General features: G+C 62.8%; 17 protein-coding genes and 9 tRNA genes. 19 read left to right on the top strand and 7 right to left on the bottom strand.

The features are described 5' to 3' along the window. Nucleotides 1-9: 9 nt before the first annotated feature. Nucleotides 10-987, bottom strand: coding sequence for a ribosome biogenesis GTPase YlqF (ylqF, locus tag AC5WNI_RS13675; protein ID WP_175089281.1), 978 nt, complete (start codon nt 985-987; stop codon nt 10-12). 233 nt (nt 988-1,220) lie between these two features. Further along, the gene (msrB, locus tag AC5WNI_RS13670; RefSeq protein WP_175089283.1) at nt 1,221-1,643 is read right to left on the bottom strand and encodes a peptide-methionine (R)-S-oxide reductase MsrB; all 423 of its coding nucleotides are present in this window, start codon (nt 1,641-1,643) and stop codon (nt 1,221-1,223) included. A gap of 269 nt (nt 1,644-1,912) precedes the next feature. Between msrB and AC5WNI_RS13665 the strand changes: the two genes are divergently transcribed. From AC5WNI_RS13665 to AC5WNI_RS13585, 17 genes are all read left to right on the top strand, one after another. After that, nucleotides 1,913-1,988 (top strand) — tRNA-Glu (locus tag AC5WNI_RS13665). 26 nt (nt 1,989-2,014) lie between these two features. Further along, nucleotides 2,015-2,089 (top strand) — tRNA-Gly (locus AC5WNI_RS13660). Between the two features lie 73 nt (nt 2,090-2,162). Further along, nucleotides 2,163-2,238, top strand: a tRNA-Glu gene (locus AC5WNI_RS13655). A 37-nt stretch (nt 2,239-2,275) separates the two neighbouring features. Beyond that, a tRNA-Gly gene (locus AC5WNI_RS13650) sits at nt 2,276-2,350 on the top strand. A gap of 73 nt (nt 2,351-2,423) precedes the next feature. Continuing rightward, nucleotides 2,424-2,499, top strand: a tRNA-Glu gene (locus tag AC5WNI_RS13645). A 70-nt stretch (nt 2,500-2,569) separates the two neighbouring features. Next, a tRNA-Gly gene (locus AC5WNI_RS13640) sits at nt 2,570-2,644 on the top strand. 74 nt (nt 2,645-2,718) lie between these two features. Then, nucleotides 2,719-2,794, top strand: a tRNA-Glu gene (locus tag AC5WNI_RS13635). A 35-nt stretch (nt 2,795-2,829) separates the two neighbouring features. Beyond that, nucleotides 2,830-2,904, top strand: a tRNA-Gly gene (locus tag AC5WNI_RS13630). Between the two features lie 369 nt (nt 2,905-3,273). Further along, on the top strand, nt 3,274-4,242 hold the full coding sequence (locus AC5WNI_RS13625) for an ABC transporter ATP-binding protein (RefSeq protein WP_175088400.1): 969 nt from the start codon (nt 3,274-3,276) through the stop codon (nt 4,240-4,242). Then, on the top strand, nt 4,239-5,012 hold the full coding sequence (locus AC5WNI_RS13620) for an ABC transporter permease (RefSeq protein ID WP_043333883.1): 774 nt from the start codon (nt 4,239-4,241) through the stop codon (nt 5,010-5,012). The genes AC5WNI_RS13625 and AC5WNI_RS13620 overlap by 4 nt, the downstream gene beginning before the upstream one ends. A 133-nt stretch (nt 5,013-5,145) precedes the next feature. Then, complete coding sequence (gene queF, locus AC5WNI_RS13615) at nt 5,146-6,024, top strand: NADPH-dependent 7-cyano-7-deazaguanine reductase QueF (RefSeq protein WP_175088401.1); 879 nt, start codon at nt 5,146-5,148, stop codon at nt 6,022-6,024. Between the two features lie 131 nt (nt 6,025-6,155). Further along, nucleotides 6,156-6,716 (top strand): NAD(P)H nitroreductase, encoded by a 561-nt coding sequence (locus tag AC5WNI_RS13610; RefSeq protein WP_175088402.1) that lies wholly within the window; start codon nt 6,156-6,158, stop codon nt 6,714-6,716. 8 nt (nt 6,717-6,724) lie between these two features. After that, complete coding sequence (locus tag AC5WNI_RS13605) at nt 6,725-7,300, top strand: YiiD C-terminal domain-containing protein (RefSeq protein ID WP_175088403.1); 576 nt, start codon at nt 6,725-6,727, stop codon at nt 7,298-7,300. Between the two features lie 201 nt (nt 7,301-7,501). Further along, nucleotides 7,502-7,589: transfer RNA gene (locus AC5WNI_RS13600), tRNA-Ser, on the top strand. Between the two features lie 275 nt (nt 7,590-7,864). Then, complete coding sequence (locus AC5WNI_RS13595; RefSeq protein ID WP_175088404.1) at nt 7,865-8,146, top strand: peptidylprolyl isomerase; 282 nt, start codon at nt 7,865-7,867, stop codon at nt 8,144-8,146. A 94-nt stretch (nt 8,147-8,240) separates the two neighbouring features. Beyond that, a complete protein-coding gene (locus AC5WNI_RS13590) occupies nt 8,241-9,830 on the top strand; it encodes an ABC-F family ATPase (RefSeq protein WP_175088405.1) in 1,590 nt (529 codons plus the stop codon). Nucleotides 9,831-10,011: 181 nt separating this feature from the next. Continuing rightward, a complete protein-coding gene (locus AC5WNI_RS13585) occupies nt 10,012-11,208 on the top strand; it encodes a BaiN/RdsA family NAD(P)/FAD-dependent oxidoreductase (protein WP_175088406.1) in 1,197 nt (398 codons plus the stop codon). A gap of 28 nt (nt 11,209-11,236) precedes the next feature. On the opposite strand, the gene AC5WNI_RS13580 is transcribed toward AC5WNI_RS13585, so the two are convergent. Next, the gene (locus AC5WNI_RS13580; RefSeq protein WP_175088407.1) at nt 11,237-12,145 is read right to left on the bottom strand and encodes a LysR family transcriptional regulator; all 909 of its coding nucleotides are present in this window, start codon (nt 12,143-12,145) and stop codon (nt 11,237-11,239) included. Nucleotides 12,146-12,391: 246 nt separating this feature from the next. Here AC5WNI_RS13580 and AC5WNI_RS13575 point away from each other — a divergent pair, with 246 nt between their 5' ends. Further along, nucleotides 12,392-13,588, top strand: coding sequence for an MFS transporter (locus AC5WNI_RS13575; RefSeq protein WP_175088408.1), 1,197 nt, complete (start codon nt 12,392-12,394; stop codon nt 13,586-13,588). 94 nt (nt 13,589-13,682) lie between these two features. Here the strand turns inward: AC5WNI_RS13575 and AC5WNI_RS13570 are convergent, their stop codons facing one another. The 4 genes from AC5WNI_RS13570 to AC5WNI_RS13555 all read right to left on the bottom strand — a co-directional run bounded on the left by AC5WNI_RS13570 (nt 13,683) and on the right by AC5WNI_RS13555 (nt 16,470). Next, nucleotides 13,683-14,033 (bottom strand): YqjK-like family protein, encoded by a 351-nt coding sequence (locus AC5WNI_RS13570; RefSeq protein WP_175088409.1) that lies wholly within the window; start codon nt 14,031-14,033, stop codon nt 13,683-13,685. 34 nt (nt 14,034-14,067) lie between these two features. Next, on the bottom strand, nt 14,068-14,490 hold the full coding sequence (locus tag AC5WNI_RS13565) for a phage holin family protein (RefSeq protein WP_043333873.1): 423 nt from the start codon (nt 14,488-14,490) through the stop codon (nt 14,068-14,070). Next, the gene (locus AC5WNI_RS13560) at nt 14,490-14,828 is read right to left on the bottom strand and encodes an ElaB/YgaM/YqjD family protein (protein WP_495928549.1); all 339 of its coding nucleotides are present in this window, start codon (nt 14,826-14,828) and stop codon (nt 14,490-14,492) included. The genes AC5WNI_RS13565 and AC5WNI_RS13560 overlap by 1 nt, the downstream gene beginning before the upstream one ends. Before the next feature lie 427 nt (nt 14,829-15,255). Then, the gene (locus AC5WNI_RS13555; protein ID WP_254626973.1) at nt 15,256-16,470 is read right to left on the bottom strand and encodes a phospholipase A; all 1,215 of its coding nucleotides are present in this window, start codon (nt 16,468-16,470) and stop codon (nt 15,256-15,258) included. Nucleotides 16,471-16,906: 436 nt separating this feature from the next. Between AC5WNI_RS13555 and mscK the strand changes: the two genes are divergently transcribed. Next, on the top strand, nt 16,907-20,452 hold the full coding sequence (gene mscK / locus AC5WNI_RS13550) for a mechanosensitive channel MscK (RefSeq protein ID WP_282627747.1): 3,546 nt from the start codon (nt 16,907-16,909) through the stop codon (nt 20,450-20,452). Nucleotides 20,453-20,573: the final 121 nt, after the last annotated feature.

Here is a 20,573-nt window from a genome sequence, read left to right as displayed (position 1 = left end):
CTGGTAGCGTTATTCGCTCTCTTGCTCATGCGTTTCGGCCCCATCTTCCGTCTCGCCACTGGCTTCCGGCACCGGCTCGGCAGGAATGTCGGCGGGTGTTTCCAATGTCAGGCGCCCGAGTTTGCCATCGCGCAGTTCATGCAGCAGCACCTCGGCACCGCGGTGCAAGTCGATGATGCCACCGGCACGCAGGCCGCCGCGCTTGCTGGCGATCTCTTCCAGAATCGCGACCCCATTGAAGCCGGACAGCGCCATCAGATCGACCTTGCGCGGGCCATCACTCTCGACTCGCTCGGCGTCAGGGTTGGCGCTGTAGGCCGGCAGTGACTTCAGCTTGTAGCGTGCGGTCAGCTCCGTGGGGTAGCGCTTGGCCAGCTCGGCCGCGACGATCACCGCCACATCGGTGTAATCGATGGCGGTGTCACGGATCGCGCCGCTGCCGGCCAGGCGATAGGCGCTGGCCTGGTCTTCGATCTTCGGCCACATCACTCCGGGGGTATCGATCAGGGCGATGCCACCGTCGATGCGAATCTTCTGCTGGCGCTTGGTGACGGCGGGCTCGTTGCCGGTCTTGGCGATCTTGCGTCCCGCCAGACCATTGATCAGCGTCGACTTGCCGACGTTGGGGATGCCCATCACCATCACTCGCGCATCACGATCGACGCGGATATGGCCGGCCATCTCGCGGCACAGCCGCGGGATCTGCTTGAGATCACGCGCCTCAAGCGTGGTGATCGCCAATGCACGAGTGTTGGGCAGGCCATCGAAATACTCGACCCATTCGCGAGTGCGTGCCGGGTCCGCCAGATCGGTGCGAGACAGCAGCTTGAGTACCGGCTTGTGGCGGGTCAGTTCGGACAGCACCGGATTGGTGCTGGAGTAGGGGAGGCGGGCATCGAGGACTTCGATGACCACGTCGATCTCGGGCAGCGCGTCCTTTATCTGACGGCGTGCCTTGTGCATATGTCCCGGATACCAGCCCAGCATGTCGCTTCTCTCCTGCCGTCAGGGGTATGACGGTTGATCTGTCACCTCTGTCCTGCCTCCTTCTTCCCGCATGCCAGGCAGGGCGCTCATCCATCAGGGATGGCGCTACATGGTATGCGGAAGAGGAGGGGACGCGTATGGCGACGCATTCTATCAGAGGAGGCCTGGCCATGGAGGCGCGCTATCCGGTCATCACTGCCCGGCGCCTCTATCGACTCTCCATGCCCCGGGCGTCAGGCGCGGGTCGGCTTGAAGCGCAGCGCGACGGAGTTGATGCAGTAGCGCTGGCCGGTGTCAGTCGGGCCATCCGGAAAGACGTGCCCCAGATGGGATTCGCAGCGGCGACAGCGCACTTCCACGCGACGCATGCCATGGCTGGTATCGAAGTGCTCCTCGACGGCGGCATCGGCATGGGGGCGGTCGAAGCTCGGCCAACCACAGCCGGAGTCGAACTTGGTGTCGTTGTCGAACAGCTTGGCGTCACAGGCGATGCAGTGATAGGTACCCGGCGTCGGGCTGACTTCGTGATCGCCGGTGAAGGGGCGCTCGGTCCCTGCCTCGCGCGTCACCCGATATTGTTCCGGCGTCAGTCGCTTGCGCCATTCCTCTTCACTGCGAATCAACTTGTCCTGAGTCTGCGGGTCTTGTTCGCTCATGATCTCTACTCTCTATCTATGCGTTTCTCGAATGCGTGCTCGTGTGAACCTGCAAGCAAGTTCTCCTGCGCGGCGATCCGAAAAGAGTGACTGCCGGTCTTCACGCGAAACCCGGTACATACCCCAAGAATGCGGGCGTCAGGGCGTGACCACAAGCATGTGGTGGATGCACTTGGCCAACGCCGGAAAAATCCTGTTGAAGCAGGGGGTTGACGAAGGGGGAGGGGCTTTGTAATATACGCGCCACCTCGACGAGGCAAGAACGTTATGTCCCATTCGTCTAGTGGTCCAGGACACCGCCCTTTCACGGCGGTAACAGGGGTTCGAACCCCCTATGGGACGCCACTTTCTTGCAGCGTAGAGACCGGAGTGCGGGAATAGCTCAGTGGTAGAGCACAACCTTGCCAAGGTTGGGGTCGCGAGTTCGAATCTCGTTTCCCGCTCCAAAGGAAAAGGCAATGCGACAAGGTCGCGAGCTGGTTCGCCAGTCCGATCGAATCTCGTTTCCCGCTCCAGTGTGTCCCATTCGTCTAGTGGTCCAGGACACCGCCCTTTCACGGCGGTAACAGGGGTTCGAACCCCCTATGGGACGCCATCTTCGGTCTTGTGTGGTCGCATGATCTGCTTGTGTTGCGGGAATAGCTCAGTGGTAGAGCACAACCTTGCCAAGGTTGGGGTCGCGAGTTCGAATCTCGTTTCCCGCTCCATTAGGAACAAGTGGTGTGACAAGGTCGCGAGCTGAACGTCAGTCCGGTCGAATCTCATCTCTCGCTCCAGTACGTCCCATTCGTCTAGTGGTCCAGGACACCGCCCTTTCACGGCGGTAACAGGGGTTCGAACCCCCTATGGGACGCCATGCAGAGCATGATGGTGTGGCAAGCCAGCAGTAAGACAGATGTCGTGAGCACAGGTTCATGGCACCCGGTGCGGGAATAGCTCAGTGGTAGAGCACAACCTTGCCAAGGTTGGGGTCGCGAGTTCGAATCTCGTTTCCCGCTCCAGTAGGAAAAGGCAATGCGACAAGGTCGCGAGCTGGTTCGCCAGTCCGATCGAATCTCGTTTCCCGCTCCAGTACGTCCCATTCGTCTAGTGGTCCAGGACACCGCCCTTTCACGGCGGTAACAGGGGTTCGAACCCCCTATGGGACGCCATTCTGTTTTACGCCGCAGTTTTTGTGTTTCGACAGGCGGGAATAGCTCAGTGGTAGAGCACAACCTTGCCAAGGTTGGGGTCGCGAGTTCGAATCTCGTTTCCCGCTCCAGTCGAATGTGACGTTGCAAGCAAAAGCATGACATAGCAGTACGCCATCGCCTGACAGACACGATCATCGTGTTACGTCACTGGCGATTTTTTTGTGCCTGGAATTCCTCTCCACCCTGTTCTGCGCCGCTCGCTGGTGCTGTCCCCCGCGTGATTTTCTCTCTCTGCTTGTTTCCCGTGGCGCACTGATGCCTTTCTGCCGTGTGTCTGATGTGGCAGCGCCGAATGCGTTACCATGCGCATCCAATATCTTGCGTCTGATTTTCATGTTCGCGGACTGCGCAACAATGCCATCACTGGTGCGCAATTGTTCTCAGATGCGTCTTTTCTGCTGTGCTGACTGACAGCGTCAATCGATTACAGGTGTCCGATGTCACGACCTGCCTTGTCTATCCGTGGCCTGACCAAGGTCTACGGCAACGGTTTTGAGGCGCTCAAGGGGATTGATCTTGATGTCCCCGAGGGCGATTTCTTCGCGCTGCTGGGCCCCAATGGGGCCGGCAAGTCCACGACCCTCGGCGTGGTGAGTTCGCTGGTGCAGAAGACCGCAGGCAAGGTCGAGATCTCAGGAATCGATATCGACAAGGACTTCTCGAAGGCCAAGTATCACCTCGGTGTCGTGCCGCAGGAGTTCAACTTCAATCAGTTCGAGAAAGTGCAGGACATCGTGATGACCCAGGCGGGTTATTACGGCATGCCGATGAAGGAAGCCCGCCCGCGTTCCGAGCGCCTGCTCAGGGACCTCGGGCTGTGGGACAAGCGCGATACCCCGTCACGCATGCTGTCCGGTGGCATGAAGCGCCGCCTGATGATTGCCCGTGCGCTGATCCACAAGCCGCGTCTGTTGATTCTCGATGAACCGACGGCCGGTGTGGATATCGAATTGCGCCGCTCGATGTGGGAATTCATGCGCCGCATCAATCGTGAGGAGGGCACCACCATCATCCTCACCACGCATTACCTGGAAGAGGCCGAGAGCCTGTGCCGCAACATCGCCATCATCAACCATGGCGAGATCGTGCATAACACCAGCATGCGTGAGCTGCTCAAGGAACTGGATGCGGAAACCTTCCTGCTCGACATTCGTGAGTCGCTGACCAAGGCGCCGGTGATTGCCGGGTTCGAGGTTTCCTTGAGTGATCCTCAGCAGCTGGCGCTCGCCGTGCGCAAGGGCCAGTCGATCAATACCGCCTTCGCGGCGCTGGATCGCGCCGGTGTCACCGTGGTGTCGATGCGCAATCGTGCCAACCGTCTCGAGGAGCTGTTCGTCGACCTGGTCGAGCGTTCCAACGCCGAAAGCGGTATCGCCTCCAATGTTGCCAAGGAGATCACGCAGTGAACCCCCGTCAGCTATGGGTGGCTCTGGTCACCATCGTCGTCAAGGAAGTCCGTCGTTTCACGCGCATCTGGCCGCAGACACTGTTGCCGCCTTCCATCACCATGACGCTCTATTTCGTCATCTTCGGCAATCTCATCGGCTCGCGCATCGGCACCATGGACGGCATCAGCTACATGGATTACATCGTGCCGGGGCTGATCATGATGTCGGTGATCACCAACTCGTATTCCAACGTGGCCTCGTCATTCTTCTCCAACAAGTTCCAGCGCAGCATCGAGGAGCTGATGGTCTCGCCACTGCCATCGTGGATCATCCTGCTCGGCTACATCATCGGTGGCGCCGTGCGCGGGCTGGGGGTCGGCATCATCGTGACCGCCGTGGCCTTCCTGTTCACGGACCTCGATATCCATCATCCCTTCCTGACCATCATGGTCGTGGTGCTGACGGCGCTGCTGTTTTCCATCGGTGGCTTCATCAATGCGCTGTTCGCCCGCAAGTTCGATGACATCTCGATCATTCCGACCTTCGTGCTCACGCCGCTGACCTACCTGGGGGGCGTCTTCTATTCCATCCACATGCTGCCGGAATTCTGGCAGACGGTGTCGCTGGCCAACCCGATCCTCTACATGGTCAACACCTTCCGCTACGGCATTCTGGGCGTCTCGGACATCAGCGTCGGCCCGGCGATGGCGGCTATCGTGGCCTTCATCATCGGCCTGTTCGCCTTCGCGCTGTGGCTGCTGGAGCGTGGCAAGGGCATCCGCAGCTGAAGATGTCGCCCAGACGATGATGGTAAGATGCGCGCTATCGCGCCAGTGCATGCAACGCCGGCTTCTGCCGGCGTTCTGCTGTCTGCGCCCCTGATACCGATGCGTTATTGGCCTATTTCACTGGAGTGCTGTCATGGCTCACCCCACTGCCGTCAACGTGCCCGATGAGGCGCGCCCCGAGACCCTCAAGGATGCCCCGCTCGGGCGAGAATCCGCCTATCCCGAGCACTACGATGCCAGCCTGCTGTTCCCCATCACGCGGGCAGCCAACCGTGGCCCCATCGGCATCGATGACGCGGCGTTGCCGTTCGTCGGTGAGGATGAGTGGCACGCCTTTGAAGTCTCCTGGCTGGATGAGGCCGGCAAGCCGTGGGTGCGCGTGGCCCGTTTTCGCCTGCCGGCAGCCTCGCCGAACCTGATCGAATCGAAGTCCTGGAAGCTCTATCTCAACAGTCTCAATCAGAGTCGTTTCCCCGATCAGGCAGCGGTGCAGGCAACGCTGGAGCGTGACCTCGCCGCCGCGGCCGGTGCGCCGGTCGAGGTGCGCCTGATGGAGCTGGACGATGCCGAGCTGGACGTCGGGTGCCTGCCGGGAGAGTGCCTCGATGACTTGCCGATCAGCGTCGAGCACTACACGCCGTCGCCGGAGCTGCTCAGCGCCGATGCCGCCGACATCGTCAGCGAAGACCTGCACAGCCATCTGCTCAAGTCCAACTGCCCGGTCACTGGTCAGCCCGACTGGGGCAGCGTCTGGATTCGTTATCGCGGCCCGCGTATTGATCGCGAGCGCCTGCTGGCCTATCTGATCAGCTATCGCCAGCACCAGGATTTCCATGAGCACTGCGTCGAGCACCTGTTCGTCGACCTGATGGCGCGCGTGAAGCCCGAGTCTCTGCTGGTGATGGCGCGCTACGTGCGGCGTGGCGGCCTGGATATCAGCCCGTGGCGCGCCACGGCGGATCTCGAGGTCGAGGCCCGCGCCAGTCTGCCGCTGCGTCTCTCCCGGCAGTAGTCGTCTATGTCTCCTCGCCGGTCAGATAGCGCCTTGCCAATCAGATAGATAGCAGCGAGTGATGAGACGACGTACCGGCGACATGCTAGTCTGAGAATCATTCTTATCTTAAGTCTGTGACAGGAGAGACGATGGACGCGCTTACGTTACTGCATGAACGTAATTCCATGGGCAAGCTGATGGCGCCGGCCCCGAGCGCTGAGCAGATGGAGGCCATCTACCAGGCCGCCCTGCGCGCGCCGGACCACGCCGAGCTGACGCCCTGGCGCTTCATTGAATTCACGGGTGGCGGGCTTGAGCGCCTCGGCGAGCTGTTCGCCGAGGCGGAGCGCAACAAGTCGCCGGCCGGTGACGATGCCGCCCAGGCCGCTGCCAGCAAGAAGCCGCTGCGTGCGCCGATGGTGATCGCGGTGATCGCCAGGGTCACGCCGGACCACCCCAAGGTGCCGCGTGTCGAGCAGGTGGTCAGTGCCGGCTGTGCCGCCCACGCCATGCTGTATGCCGCTCAGGCCCAGGGGCTCGGTGGCATGTGGCGCACCGGTGGCTACGCCTTTGACCCCATCGTGCACGCAGGGCTGGGCATGGGCGAGCAGGATGAGCTGGTCGGCTTCCTCTATCTTGGCACCCCGGGCGGACGCCTCAAGCCATTGCCGAACCGCAACAGTGCCGACTTCGTCGAACGCTGGCAGTGAGGCGCTGAATGAACGAGCCGTCGCGCTTGAGTGGTGAGGCCTGGCCACCGTTGCCTTTGCCGCGTGACGGGCAGGGGCGGTCGGGCAGTCTCGTGGCACCGGTCAGCGACGACCTGTCACGGTTTCGTGGCTGGCTGACGCAGGCGATCCCGCTGGCTGCTCATCTGGGGCTTGTCGAGATGCAGTGGTCAGAGCCCGAGCGTGCGACGGGTCAGCTGAGCTGGCATCTGCATCTGCCGCCCAATCTCAATGACAAGGGCACTGCCTTCGGCGGCGCCATGAGTCTCGAGGCGACCCTGTGTGGCTGGAGCTGGCTGACGCTCTGGCTACGTGCCCGCGGTATCCAGCGCGATATCGTGGTGTCGCAGGCCAGCCAGCAGTTTCTGGCTCCGGTCAGTGGCGACTATCACATCATCTGCGCGCCGGATGACATGGCGGCGCTGCACGAGGTAGGCGAGCGCCTGGCGGCAGGACGGCGAGCACGACTGTCGCTGACCCAGCAGCTGTGGTGTCAGCTCGAAGGGCAGTCCGCTCCGCGACTGTGTTTCGAGGCCCGTGGCGATTACGTGGTGCTGGGGCCGTGATGACGAGCACGGCCTCGGGCCAATGGATGGGTCGAGAGCACAGATTGAAAGCGCAGGGCGGAGGCAGAGCGAGTGCACTGACGCTATCTATCTGAAAGTTTTTGGAAAAAAGGCTTGCGCCACTCGAAGGTTATCGATAATATACGCCGCGTTCTCAAGGGAAACACGACGCAGTCGGGTGACCAATGAGAGCACTGATCTGGAGGGGTGTCCGAGTGGTCGAAGGAGCACGCCTGGAAAGTGTGTAAGTCGAAAGGCTTCGAGGGTTCGAATCCCTCCCCCTCCACCAGATTCAGAAAAGCCCGCATCTCACGATGCGGGCTTTTCGCGTTTCTGAGCGAGCTATCGAGCTTGCACTACAGCGTCTGTCATCCTGAGCTGTTATCATGCCCGCCTTCAGACTCACCCCATCGCCTGTCGAACCTTTCCCGAACGCCTGATCGACACTCATGACGCTGTCATGCCGTCAGTGGCGTGCTCGGGTGACGTCGGGTCCGCCTCCGGAATGCCCGGGGCACGAGATGGCGTGAGGCAAGACCGATTCCGCCTGCAAGAGGACATGAGATGGCTCGTATTGCCATGGCACGCCACATTCTGGTGAAGACCGAGGCCGAGGCGCAGCGTCTCAAGCAGTCACTGGAGCGCGGCCAGCCATTCGAGAAACTGGCCAGGAAGCACTCCACCTGTCCCTCCGGCAAGCAGGGCGGTGACCTGGGCGAAGTGCGTCCCGGCCAGATGGTCGGCGGCATTGATCGCGCCATCTTCAAGGGGCCGCTCAATACCCTGCAGGGGCCGCTGAAGAGCAAGTTCGGCTATCACCTGCTGGAAGTCTTCTTCCGCGGCTGATATCTGCCAGGCCTTTGCGGCTCCCCGTATCTCCCGGCGCCAGCGTGACACTTCGTCACCGCCCACCTTTTTCATTTCAAACGGATATTCCCTCGTGATTTCTACCGCCAATCTCACCATGCAGTTCGGTGCCAAGCCGCTGTTTGAAGACGTCTCCGCCAAGTTCGGGCGTGGCAATCGCTACGGTCTGATCGGCGCCAACGGCTGCGGCAAGTCGACCATGATGAAGATTCTCGGTGGCGATCTGGAGCCGTCCGGTGGTCACGTCATGCTCGAGCCCAATACCCGTCTGGGCAAGCTGCGCCAGGACCAGTTCGCCTATGAGGAATACACGGTGCTCGACACCGTCATCATGGGTCACGAGCGTCTGGCCGTGGTCAAGGCCGAGCGTGACCGCATCTACTCGCTGCCGGAGATGAGCGAGGAAGACGGCATGAAGGTCGCCGACCTCGAGGTCGAATTCGCCGAGCTGGATGGCTACACCGCCGAAGCGCGTGCCGGTGAGCTGCTGATGGGCCTCGATATCCCCATCGAACAGCACCTGGGGCCGATGAGTGAAGTCGCGCCGGGCTGGAAGCTGCGCGTGCTGCTGGCGCAGGCGCTGTTCTCCGATCCTGACGTCCTGCTGCTCGATGAGCCGACCAACCACCTGGACATCAACACCATCCGCTGGCTGGAAGGCGTGCTGACCGCGCGTTCCAGCACCATGATCATCATCTCGCACGACCGTCACTTCCTGAACAGCGTCTGCACCCACATGGCGGACCTGGATTACGGAGAGTTGCGTCTGTTCCCGGGCAACTACGACGAGTACATGACCGCCGCTACCCAAGCGCGTGAACAGCTGCAGGCCGACAACGCCAAGAAGAAGGCACAGATCGCCGAGCTGCAGTCCTTCGTCAGTCGCTTCTCCGCCAATGCCTCCAAGGCCAAGCAGGCGACCTCGCGTGCCAAGCAGATCGACAAGATCCAGCTCAACGAGATCAAGCCGTCCTCACGCGTCAGCCCGTTCATCCGCTTCGAGCAGACCAGGAAGGTCCACAACAACGCGGTGATGATCGACAAGCTCTCCAAGGGCTTCGACGGCAACACCCTGTTCGAGAACTTCAGCTTCACGGTCGCCGCCGGTGAGCGTGTCGCCATCATCGGCCCGAACGGCATCGGCAAGACTACGCTGCTGCGCACCCTGGTCGGCGAGATGCACCCGGACGCCGGTGAAGTGAAGTGGACCGACGCCGCGGACGTCGGCTACTACGCGCAGGACCACGCCCATGACTTCGCCAACGACATGAGCCTTTACGACTGGATGGCGCAGTGGACCGGCGGCGGCGAGCAGGTCGTGCGTGGCACCCTGGGTCGCATGCTGTTCTCCAATGACGACATCCAGAAGTCGGTCAAGGTCATCTCCGGTGGCGAGCAGGGCCGCATGCTGTTCGGCAAGCTGATCCTCAAGCAGCCCAATGTGCTGGTGATGGATGAGCCGACCAACCACCTGGACATGGAATCCATCGAGGCACTCAACCTCGCGCTGGAAAACTACCCGGGCACCCTGATCTTCGTCAGCCACGACCGCGAATTCGTCGGTTCGCTGGCCACCCGCATCATCGAGCTGAAGGCCGATGGCGTGGTCGACTTCTCCGGCACCTACGACGACTACCTGCGCAGTCAGGGCGTCATCGTCTGAGGCGCGCCGTGACTGGCTAGTCTGTCCGGTCTGACAAGACACCCTCATCGTCTCTGACGGTGGGGGTGTCTTGTTTTCCATGTCCGGCCGCTGGCTGCGACAGGCTTCTGGTAGAATGCCGGCCCGCGTGTGTCTGCACGGCCGATTCCCTTTCCTTTCTTCGCTTCACGGAGTGTCCCGCATGGCCACATACGACGTCATCATCATCGGCGCAGGCGCGGCAGGCCTGATGTGTGCCGCCACGGCAGGCTATCAGGGCAAGCGCGTGCTGGTGCTGGACCACGCCAACAAGGCCGGCAAGAAGATCCTGATGTCCGGCGGTGGGCGCTGCAACTTCACCAATCTGGATGCCGGCCCCGCCAACTTCTTCTCGCGCAATCCGCACTTCTGCATCTCGGCGCTCAAGCGCTACACGCCGCACCATTTCCTGGAACTGGTGGAGCGTCATGGGCTGGAGCACGTCGAGAAGAAGCCGGGACAGCTGTTCTGCGCCGATTCCGCCAAGGATCTGCTGGCGATCCTGCTGACGGAGTGTGAATGGGCCGGGGCGGAGATTCGCCTGAGTACGCGCATCACCTCGCTGGAGCGCGCGGGCGAGGGCATGCGGGTCGAGACCAGCAATGGCACGCACACGGCGGGACGCGTGGTGGTGGCCACCGGCGGCATGTCGATCCCGACGCTGGGCGCGACCGGCTTCGGCTACGACATCGCGCGCCAGTTCGGGCTCGAGGTCACCGAGACCTACGCGGCGCTGGTGCCGTTCACGCTGACCTCGCAGTGGAAGGAGCGTCTGTCGCCGCTGTCAGGGCTTGCCTGTGACGTCAGTGTCACCGCCGGCAAGGGCCATTATCGCGAACCGATGCTGATCACCCATCGCGGGCTTTCCGGACCGGCGATGCTGCAGGCTTCCAGCTGGTGGACACCCGGTCAGCCGCTGGACATCGACCTGCTGCCGGGCGTGGATGCCTACGCCGAGCTGCTCGCCCTGCGTGAGCAGCATCCCAGACGCCAGATCGGCCCCTGGCTTGGCGAGCGCCTGCCCAAGCGCCTCGCCCAGTCGCTGGTCGAGTGGCAGGACGCTGATGCCGGCCGCATCAGCGAGCGCAGTCTCGCCGAGCTCTCCAACGCGCGTCTTGAACAGCTGGCCAAGGCGCTCAATCACTGGCAGCTCAAGCCGGCGGGCACCGAAGGCTGGCGCACCGCCGAGGTGACGATGGGCGGCGTGGTCACCGATGCCATCTCACAGAAGGACTTCAGCGTGCGCGATCTGCCGCAGCTGGCCTTCATCGGCGAGGTGCTGGATGTCACCGGCGAACTGGGCGGCTACAACTTCCAGTGGGCGTGGTCCTCGGCGGTGGCCTGCGGCCTGAACTGCTGACCGGCACCTTCTCGCCACTGGCTGCGCCTCACGCCATCTGCTGGCGGATGGTGGGCAGGCGCTGCTCGACCAGCGCGACGAAGGCCTCGATCACCGGACGGGCCGGTGTGGTGGGGTAGTGCAGCTCCAGCGGTACCGCGCCGAGTGCCGGGCGCAGGGGAATGAACTGGCAGCCATCACGTTGCAGGCGGCGAATGCAGCCGGGCGCGATGGCGACTCCCAGTCCCGCCGCGACCTCACTGAGCAGTGTCTGCATCAAGGCCGGTTGTCGCTGGATGCGTGGTGAGAAGCCGGCATCGCCGCAGGCACTGATGATCTGATCGAACAGCCCCGTCGCCTGCCCGCGCTGAAACAGCACGAAATCCTCCTGCGCAAGCTCGCTGAGAGCCAGTCGCTTGCGGTGCGCCAGACGATGCCCCTCGGGTACCACCGCCATCAGCCTATCCTCGTAGACTGCCACGGCGGTCAGGCTGTCACGCTGCTCGCTGGGGAGCGGGCGCGACAGCCCGATGTCGATCTCGTCACGCGCGAAGGCATCCAGCTGCTGCTGGGCACTCATCTCATGCAATGACAGGCTGACCTCGGGATGGTCGCTGACGAAGTCGCGCATCAGTCCGGGCACGAAGCTTGCGCAGGCCGAGCTCATGTAGCCGATGCGCAGTGTGCCGGTCTGGCCGCTGGCAGCCATCGCCACGCGCTTGCGTGCCTGTGCCTCAAGCGCCAGCATGCGCTGCGCTTCTTCAAGCAGGGCCTCCCCCGGTGCCGTCACCTTCACTTCCCGCGTATTGCGCCACAGCAGGCTGACGCCCAGCTCGGCTTCGAGGTCGGCGATCTGGCGGCTGATGGCGGGTTGCACGGTATGCAGCTCACGGGCGGCGGCCGAGAAACTTCTGTGCGTCGCCACCGCGACGAAGGTTTTCAGTGTGCGGAGTTCCATGCCGGCCCTCGTGGCTGATTGATGTCCAGTCAGTATAAGTCATATCAAGTATTGTCATTTCTATTATAAGCCTGCACTCGCTAGTCTGAAGGCCTGCCAAGCCTCCCTTCTTCAGTCTCTGCCGTCTCGCCTTGTCTCCTGTTTCTGGCTGATTGCCGCTGGCCTTGCCTCGCGAGCACGCAAGCCAGCGAGAAGGCGGGACGCGTAGCGGCTGACAGGAGGGTTCTGAATTCGAGTGGAGCCAATATGACGACATCAACGAGTGGAGTGGCCGCGCAGGATACGCGCGGGGCCTCACAATCGCTTTCTGCCGGCGGCCGTTTCACGCTGCTGGCCATTGCCTGTCTGACCATCATGGTGGGCACCGTGGTCGCGCCGGGGCTTCTGAGCATCGCTTCGGCGCTTGAGGTGGAGAGCCATGCCAGCTGGCTGATCACCCTGCCGTCGCTGGGTGCCGTGCTGTTTGCCCCCATCGCGGGGCGCATGATCGATCGTATCGGTGCCTATCGCGCGCTGACAGGCGGGCTGTTTCTGTATGGTCTGCTGGGGGCAGGCGGTGCCCTGCTGGAAGGCATGGTGTCGGTATTTGCCGATCGCATCCTCTTGGGGGGCGTGACCGCGCTGGTGATGGCGGGGGGCACCACGCTGATCTCCGAGTGGTACCACGGCCATGCGCGTCTGGCGATGATCGCCCAGCAGGGCATGTCCATCGAGCTTGGCGGGGTGATCTTCCTGTTCGTCAGTGGTGTGCTGGCGGGGTTTGCCTGGCAGCTGCCTTTCCTGCTCTATCTGCTGGCGTGGCTGCTGCTGGCCATGCTGTGGATGATGGTGCCGAGGCAGTCACCTGCAGCCCCTGATGAAACGGCTGGCCAGTCGGGTCAGCAGGCGCTGTCAGCTTCGCTCACCAGTGTCTATCTGGCGGCGGCCATGGCCATGACCCTGTTCTTCACCGCCATCGTCATGCTGCCCAAGCGCCTGAGCCTGCTGGGGCTGAACGAGGCCTCCACCGGCATCTTCCTGGCGGCGATCTCGCTGGTCGCGGTGGTGGCAGCGATGCTGATGCCAAAGGTCTCACGTGCCTTGCGCGAGATGCCGACGCTGGTACTTGCCTTCCTGCTCTATGCCGGCAGCCTGTTCGTCTTCCAGCAGGCCGAGAACATGACCCTGATGAGTGTCGGGGCCGTCTTGTCCGGCATGGGCTTCGGCTTCTCGATCCCGTTGCTCAACCACATGACGGTGGAGCGCAGCCACGCCTCGGTGCGCGGTCGCAATCTCTCCTACCTGACGATGGCGATCTTCCTGGGACAGTTCCTGACGTCCTTCCTGGAATTCCTGCCCGGTGACGGTAGCAATGTCTTCGGCGCCGCCGCCGTGCTGGGGCTGATCTTCGCGGTGCTCTATCTGGGCGTGTATCTGCTCAAGCGTGACAGCCGCAGCGCCTGATCGCGGCAGGGGTCACGGAGCTGCACGTCGCAGAGACGAAAAAAGCCCCGCCACCTGAATCTCAGGTGGCGGGGCTTTCGCTGTAATGCCGTGATCATTTGTCGAACAGTACTCTCAGACGGCGAATCATCACCCAGCCCATCAACCCGCGCTTGAGCAGGCTCAGGCCCTTCTTTGGCCGGAACCCGCCCCGCGCCGCGATCAGGCCGCCCACCAGCACCAACGGACCGCGGTATTGCTGGACCTTGGCCCAGCCGCGGTCGATGGGGGCGGTGGCCTCCTTGAGTTCGCGCATCGCATGGCTGACATCGAGGCGCTGCTGACTGATGCGTGCTTCGAGTTCCGCACGCCGGGCGTCACGCGGATGTGCTGACCGGCGTCCGCTCCCCTGTACGGGGGGCAGCGCCGGCTCGCGTCGCGCGAGGGACTGTCTGGAAGAACTCATCTCGTCTCCTTGGCAGGCACTGGCAGGCGGGGCATCAAAGGTTTTCGCGTTGGCGCTGGCGTTCCAGTGCGTCGGCACGCACATCCTTGAGGCTGTCGCTGTCACGGCTCAGGTTGCTGAGCGTGGAACGCAGCAGGCTGCGCTGGGAAGCGATCACCTTGACGCGCCAGGCGATCAATCCCCCCAAGGCCAGCAGGATACCGCCGCTCAGGGCAATGGCCAGCAGGCGATGGGTATCCCAGAAGGCCACGACCACCAGCAGGATCGCCAGGCCGATGCCGAAGCAGATCAGCATCAGGGCGATACCCGACAGCAGCAGCATCACGAACAGCCGTTCGCGTTCTTCCTCGAGCTCCAGCACGGCGAGACGCAAGCGCGTCTCGCCACTCTCGACCAGGCTCGCAGTCAGACGTCGGATGGCGCCAAGTACGCGTTCAACCGGCCCTTGCTCCTGCATCAGCGACGGCCAAGCAGCATGCCGACGACGACACCGGCGACCGCGCCGATACCGACACTGGTCCACGGATTGTCGTGCACGTAGCGGTCAGCGCAGTCAACGGATTCGCGTGCGCCGGCGGCGAGACGATCGCCCTGGGCGCTGAGGCGGGCGCGGGTGGCTTCCAGGCGAGTCTGGGCGCGGGCGCGGGCTTCCTTCATGCTCTCGCGGGAATCTTCGGCCGAGGCGTGCAGCAGTTCCTCGACGGTCTGGGACAGATGGCGCAGATCTTCCTTCAGCTGGTCGGTGTTGGCACCGGTCGCGGAAGTGGTGTGATCGCCGATCTTTTGCATAGCCATGGTGTAACTCCTTCCCGTATGTCGAATCAGATTTCGCGAATGGTGAGCGCGGTGTTGTCTGCGCTTGACTCTCGAACTCTCTCTTCCCTGGGGCGCCGCAGGCGGCAGGGCATGACCTGAATCCACTTGCACGAGACTTCCTGCAAGTATCGTCAGCACGTCGTCATGACGTGTCTTGCGTGGTCATGCACAAGTCGTGGGGGTCGAATGCGACAAACACAAGGGCAAGACACGCACAGAGCACGATATCGCCATGTCGCGTGCGGGAGGCATGATCTGGATCATGGATGTGCCACCTGGCGCTCATGGGCAGTCCACATGGGCGGTGCATACGGTGAGCAGATGGCAAGACGGGCAGCCTGGGCTGCCCGTTGCGGGAGGGGTATGCGAGTTCCTTGATCAGGTCTCCTGCATCAGAACTCTTGCATCAGGTCTCTGGCGAGCCGGCGAAGAAGGTATTGATCGAGAAGCCCAGGCCAAAGCGATTCACGCTGTGGTCGTAGTCGATCAGGCTCTCACCGTAGCCGTGGTAGTACTGCACGTAGCCACGCACCTTGCCGAACAGCGGGAAGGAGTAGTCGAGCTGGTTGCCGTAGTTGCCCTTGGAGGGGTTGCCACGCACCATCCAGGTGACTTCGTGCTGATCGGAGGTATAGCCGACCGTGATGTCGCCATAGCCGATGTAGTTGTAGAGGTCCGGATTGTCGTCCTCGCCGGACTCCTCCGGTACGCGCCAGTGCGGCGTGACCGCGATGGCCCAGTCACCGTTCTGGAACATCATGTCGGCGTAGACACGGTTCCAGCTGCGCGACAGCGGGTCGGAACGTCCGTTGGACTGATGCGCGAAACCGATGCGGTTGCGGGTATTGGTCCAGCCGAACAACTCATAACGATTGTCGAACTGCAGGAAGGCTTCCGGTTCGTAATTGGTCTCGCGGAACGGCGCCGAGGCATCGGAGTTGTAGGCCTGCCACCAGCTGCGCTGGGTATAGGCGAAGAACAGGTCGCCATTGTCACCGAAGATGTCATCCATCAGCTCGACCTTGAGGCTGAGCTGGTATTTCACCTCGGTCTTGTCCACCTCGCCTTCCCGGGTGACTTCGGCAAAGCCGTTGGCATCCGGGTTGGTGTTGTAGGCCCAGGGCAGCAGGTAGTTGCGCTTGTAGGCGGTGATGGCAAGCGGATTCTTCTCGGCATCGTCCTCGAGAACGACACGCTCCTTGGCACGCTGCTGGGCCAGGCTTTCATCGAGGGGCGCGCCAGGGCTATGGCCTTGCGCCCCCTCGGTTTCAGCCGCCTCCGCCGAGTCGCGAGCGTAGTCCGCATCCTCCCGGTTGGAGAGAAATACCTGCTCGGTACGCGGGTCACTCTCGACGTCCTCCGCCGTGCCTGGCGCAGAAGCTGCCAGTTCGCGCCAGTCAGCCTGACTCATGGCACCCGCACGGGCCTGGGCGGCAGTCATGCCCAGTGCTTCGGGAGCGAAACGCTCGCCGTTGGCCAGTACCACGCGTCCTTCGGCATCCATGGTGTAGGGCACGTCGGCCGCTGCTGGTGCGGCAGCACCCAGCAGTACTGTGGCCAGCACTCCCGAGAGGCGTGCAGGAACGGACCGGAATCCGATGGAGGCAAGGCGGAGGGGCATGGAAGTATCCTGTCGGTTACACCGCGGCGGGGGAGCAGGGCATTATGGAGCAATGCTCATGACATGTCTGCCATTCTACTGGCGGCGCAGTGTCCGGTTCCAGCACGAAGATTCCGACAGGTGCGTCGTCTCGATGCGACGATGCATGTCGCTCACGCTGGCCTGCAAGCAGTGCTTTTTCGTCCTGTCACTCTTTGCTTCATGCTTCACTTCGCTGTCTAGTTCATTCTCTCGTTCATTCTCCCCCTTATCCTTTGCTGGGCGACGCCGGCGGACGTTTGCCGACAAGGATTGCGTGGGATGCAACGCCAGTCGACAATGCGGCCCTTGCCCGCGTCTGCGGCCTGACACGATGTCATTCTGCATGGCTGACGGCGGCCTGGCGGGGCAGCAGAGCCGATGAAAAAGCGCGGTGGTGATCATTGAGGAGACAGCTGTGACAGGTGACAAGCCCTTGAGACTGATGATGTTGGCAGGCGCCTTGCTGCTGATGGTGCTGCTGGCCTGGGTGCCGGCCACGGCCAGTGCGGATGCCCCGAAGCGTGCTGATGTCCAGACTCAGCTTGAAGACCTGCAGAGCGTCGAGAAACCGGATGCCGACACTCGTCAGCGTATCGCGGACCTCAAGGATACCCTGACGGTGCTTGACGACCTCGCCGAGGCCACCAGCAGCCTGAATTCCCTCAAGAGTGAGGTCAAGGAGGCGCCGGCGGAGTTGGCGAAGGCGCAGGCCGAGCTGGCGCGTCTGCCTCAGGACTACACCCCGCCCAGCATCGCGTCACTGGAAGATGAGTCGGTCGAGGCGCTGGACAAGCGCATGACCTCGATCCTCGACTCGCTGCAGAAACTGCAGGACAAGCTGGCCGATACCAACCGGCGCCTGATCAATGCCCAGAGCCTGCCGGAGCGTTCGCGCTCGACCCTGGCCGATGCGCAGCAGCAGGTGCAGCGCCTGCAGACCCAGCTGGGTGGCAACACCGATGCCGACCTGTCCGGTACCGGGCGTGACCTGATCGAGGCCCGCCTGGCATTGGCCGAGACGCGTGGCGAGCTGAGTCATTCAGAGCTCAATTCAAGCTCTCTGCTGCGTGAGCTGGCCCAGGTGCGCAAGACCCTCTACAGCCGCCAGATCGCCAATCTGGAGCAGGGCCTGGAACAGATCCAGACGCTGGTCAACGACAAGCGCCGCAACCAGTCCGAGCAGACCATCGCCGATGCCACCAGTGGCGCGAATGCCGCGCTGGCCGACAATCCCATCTTCCAGCAGGTGCTCAACCGCAATCGCGAGCTCAGCAGCCAGTTGCTGGCGATCACCGATCGCGTCAACGCCGTGATTCGCGATGGGCTGGAGGTGCGCACCCAGCTTGATCGCGTCACCCAGGTCGAGCGCACCATGAGCGAGCAGATCGAGGCCATCAAGGGCAGCGTCCTGCTGGCACGTATCCTTCGCGAGCAGCAGAGCCGCCTGCCGCAGGTCGATGTGCGCAAGGACTTGAAGGAAGAGATCGCCGACCTGCGCCTCAAGCAGTTCGAGCTCAACAAGGTGCGCGAACAGCTCGCCGATATTCCGGGCTATCTCGATTCGCACGTGCTGGGCGAGGCCGCGGCGCTGGAGCGCCCCGGCGGCAATGCCGATGTCAGTCAGGTCAGCGCCGAGCTGCGTCAGGCGTTGATCGGTCAGCTGGAGGCGCGCAAGGAGCTGGTCGACAAGCTCGACAAGGAATACGACAGCCTGCTGGCACGCGCCATTGATCTGCAGCTCAACCAGCAGCAGTTGCTCGAAGTCTCCGGACGCCTGCGCCAGACCATCGAGGAGCAGCTGTTCTGGGTCGCCAATGGCAAGCCGCTGGATCTGGAATGGCTGTCACGCACCCCGGAAATGCTTGCCGAGGAGCTCAAGCCCACCGTCTGGCGCGGCGTGGTGGCGGGGCTGTCCAAGGGCTTTCAGCTCAGTGACCTGTGGGTGGCGCTGCCGGGCTTGCTGCTGCTGATCTTCATCACCTGGAAGCGTTCACGCATCCGCGCGCGCCTGGCGGATCTGCATGCCCAGATAGGGCGTCTGAAGCAGGACACCCAGCTGCATACGCCGCGCGCCATTCTGCTCAACGTCCTGCTGGCCATTCCTGGCGCGCTGGCGCTGGCGCTGATCGGCGGTGTGCTATCGCTGGGTGAAGGTCTCATGCTGTGGGCGCTGGGGCAGGCACTGTTGAAGCTGTCGCTGGCGTGGGGCATCTTCGCCATCTTCCGCCGGTTGCTGGTCAAGGACGGCGTCGCCGAGCGTCACTTCCAGTGGCCGGCCACCTACGTGGCGGAGCTGCGTCGCCATATCTGGTGGCTGGGTTTCGCGCTGCTGCCGGTGGTGCTGACCACCAACATCATCAGCGAGGCTGACCTCAATCTGCTCGAGCGTCCGCTGGGGCTGGCCATTCTGTTCGTGGGCCTGATGGCGATGAGCTTCTGTCTCTCGCGGCTTATTCTGGCGCATGTGCCTTTCTTCGGGCTCAAGCTGTTCCGGCTGATTCTGGGCCTTGCGATGGCGCTGGTGCCGGTGGCGCTGGGCGTGCTGATCTGCCTCGGTTACGAGTACACCGCGCTGCGCCTGTGTGGCCGCTTCATCACCACCATCTTCCTGTTCGGGGCCTGGATTCTGGTGGAAGCCACCGTGGTGCGCGGTCTGGCAGTCGCCGCGCGGCGACTGGCCTATCGTCGCGCCGTGGCGCGTCGCCGCGCCCAGGTTCAGGAGGGCGCCGAAGGCGGTGTCGAGGTGGTGGAAGAGCCGCCGCTGGACATGGAGCAGGTCAACTCCCAGTCACTGCGTCTCTCGAAGCTGATCCTGGTCATCAGCTTCCTGGCGATCTTCTATGTGGTGTGGGCCGACCTGCTCAATGTGCTCAGCTATCTCGACAGCGTGGTGGTGTGGGAAATCGCCGCCTCCGTCGAGGGTGATTCGGCGACGCCCATCTCGCTGGCGGATCTGATCGCGGGCATGATCACCCTCGCCGTGGCGGTGATGATGGCGCGCAACCTGCCGGGCTTGCTGGAGGTCTCGATCCTGTCGCGGCTCGAGCTCAAGCAGGGCTCGAGCTACGCGATCACTTCGCTGCTGTCCTACGTGATCATGGCGACCGGCTTCGTGATGACATTGGGCAGCATGGGTGTCAGCTGGGACAAGCTGCAGTGGCTGGTGGCGGCATTGAGTGTCGGGCTGGGCTTCGGTCTGCAGGAGATCTTCGCCAACTTCATCTCGGGCCTGATCATCCTGTTCGAGCGCCCGGTGCGCATCGGCGACACCATCACCATCGGCAACCTGCATGGCACGGTCAATCGCATCCGGATCCGTGCCACCACGGTGACGGACTTCGATCGCAAGGAGATCATCATTCCCAACAAGGTGTTCGTCACCGATCAGCTGATCAACTGGTCGCTGTCGGACAACGTCACGCGGGTGGTGCTCAATTTCGGTGTCGCCCATGGCAGTGATCTGGATCTGGCGCATCGGCTGCTGATGCAGGCCGCCCAGGAAAACAGGCGAGTGCTCAAGGATCCGGAGCCGCTGGTATTCTGCCTGTCCTACAACCAGGACAACTTCGGCTTCGAGTTGCGCATCTATGTCAATGACCTGACCGATCGCCTCTACGCCACCGATGAGATCAACCGCTGGGTGGATGCACGCTTCCGTGAGCATGGCCTCAAGGTCGCCTTCCAGCAGATGGATGTCTGGCTGCATCGTGACGATGGCACCGAGCGTCTCGTCGAGCAGCGCAGCGCCTCGGCGGAGCCGTTGCGCCCCGCCAGCGGCTCACCGGAAAGCAGCGAGACGGAAAGCACCGAGTATCAGAGCAGCGAGCACCGGGAAGGGGGGGCACTGATCGCGCGTCGCAAGCCCACTGAGGGCCTGGCTGGCCGTGAGGATGTCGGGCTGCGCGAGGCCGCACCGGACCCCGATGGTAGTGATGGCGGCGGAGATGCCGGCGATCGCTGACGCTGAACCTTCCCGCTTGTCTCATTGAATGCCGCATGGCATCACGCTCAAGGCGCCCCGTGGGGCGCCTTGAGCGTGATGGGCTCGGTCCTGTGTCCAGTCCGTTTACAGAACGGGAGGG

The sequence above is a fragment of the Cobetia sp. PDI-12MA genome, assembly GCF_059507695.1.
The sequence above is the reverse complement of the archived record's forward strand: the minus strand, read 5'-3'. Positions and strand labels throughout refer to the sequence as shown.

Excerpts from the sequence above, each read along its gene's own strand:
- AC5WNI_RS13625 (WP_175088400.1), top strand. The coding sequence starts at position 3,274 with ATGTCACGACCTGCCTTGTCTATCCGTGGCCTGACCAAGGTCTACGGC.
- ylqF (WP_175089281.1), bottom strand. The coding sequence starts at position 987 with ATGCTGGGCTGGTATCCGGGACATATGCACAAGGCACGCCGTCAGATA.
- AC5WNI_RS13570 (WP_175088409.1), bottom strand. The coding sequence starts at position 14,033 with ATGAGTTCTTCCAGACAGTCCCTCGCGCGACGCGAGCCGGCGCTGCCC.
- queF (WP_175088401.1), top strand. The coding sequence starts at position 5,146 with ATGGCTCACCCCACTGCCGTCAACGTGCCCGATGAGGCGCGCCCCGAG.
- AC5WNI_RS13555 (WP_254626973.1), bottom strand. The coding sequence starts at position 16,470 with ATGCCCCTCCGCCTTGCCTCCATCGGATTCCGGTCCGTTCCTGCACGC.
- AC5WNI_RS13580 (WP_175088407.1), bottom strand. The coding sequence starts at position 12,145 with ATGGAACTCCGCACACTGAAAACCTTCGTCGCGGTGGCGACGCACAGA.
- AC5WNI_RS13565 (WP_043333873.1), bottom strand. The coding sequence starts at position 14,490 with ATGCAGGAGCAAGGGCCGGTTGAACGCGTACTTGGCGCCATCCGACGT.
- AC5WNI_RS13575 (WP_175088408.1), top strand. The coding sequence starts at position 12,392 with ATGACGACATCAACGAGTGGAGTGGCCGCGCAGGATACGCGCGGGGCC.
- AC5WNI_RS13560 (WP_495928549.1), bottom strand. The coding sequence starts at position 14,828 with ATGGCTATGCAAAAGATCGGCGATCACACCACTTCCGCGACCGGTGCC.
- AC5WNI_RS13610 (WP_175088402.1), top strand. The coding sequence starts at position 6,156 with ATGGACGCGCTTACGTTACTGCATGAACGTAATTCCATGGGCAAGCTG.
- AC5WNI_RS13595 (WP_175088404.1), top strand. The coding sequence starts at position 7,865 with ATGGCTCGTATTGCCATGGCACGCCACATTCTGGTGAAGACCGAGGCC.
- AC5WNI_RS13605 (WP_175088403.1), top strand. The coding sequence starts at position 6,725 with ATGAACGAGCCGTCGCGCTTGAGTGGTGAGGCCTGGCCACCGTTGCCT.
- msrB (WP_175089283.1), bottom strand. The coding sequence starts at position 1,643 with ATGAGCGAACAAGACCCGCAGACTCAGGACAAGTTGATTCGCAGTGAA.
- AC5WNI_RS13585 (WP_175088406.1), top strand. The coding sequence starts at position 10,012 with ATGGCCACATACGACGTCATCATCATCGGCGCAGGCGCGGCAGGCCTG.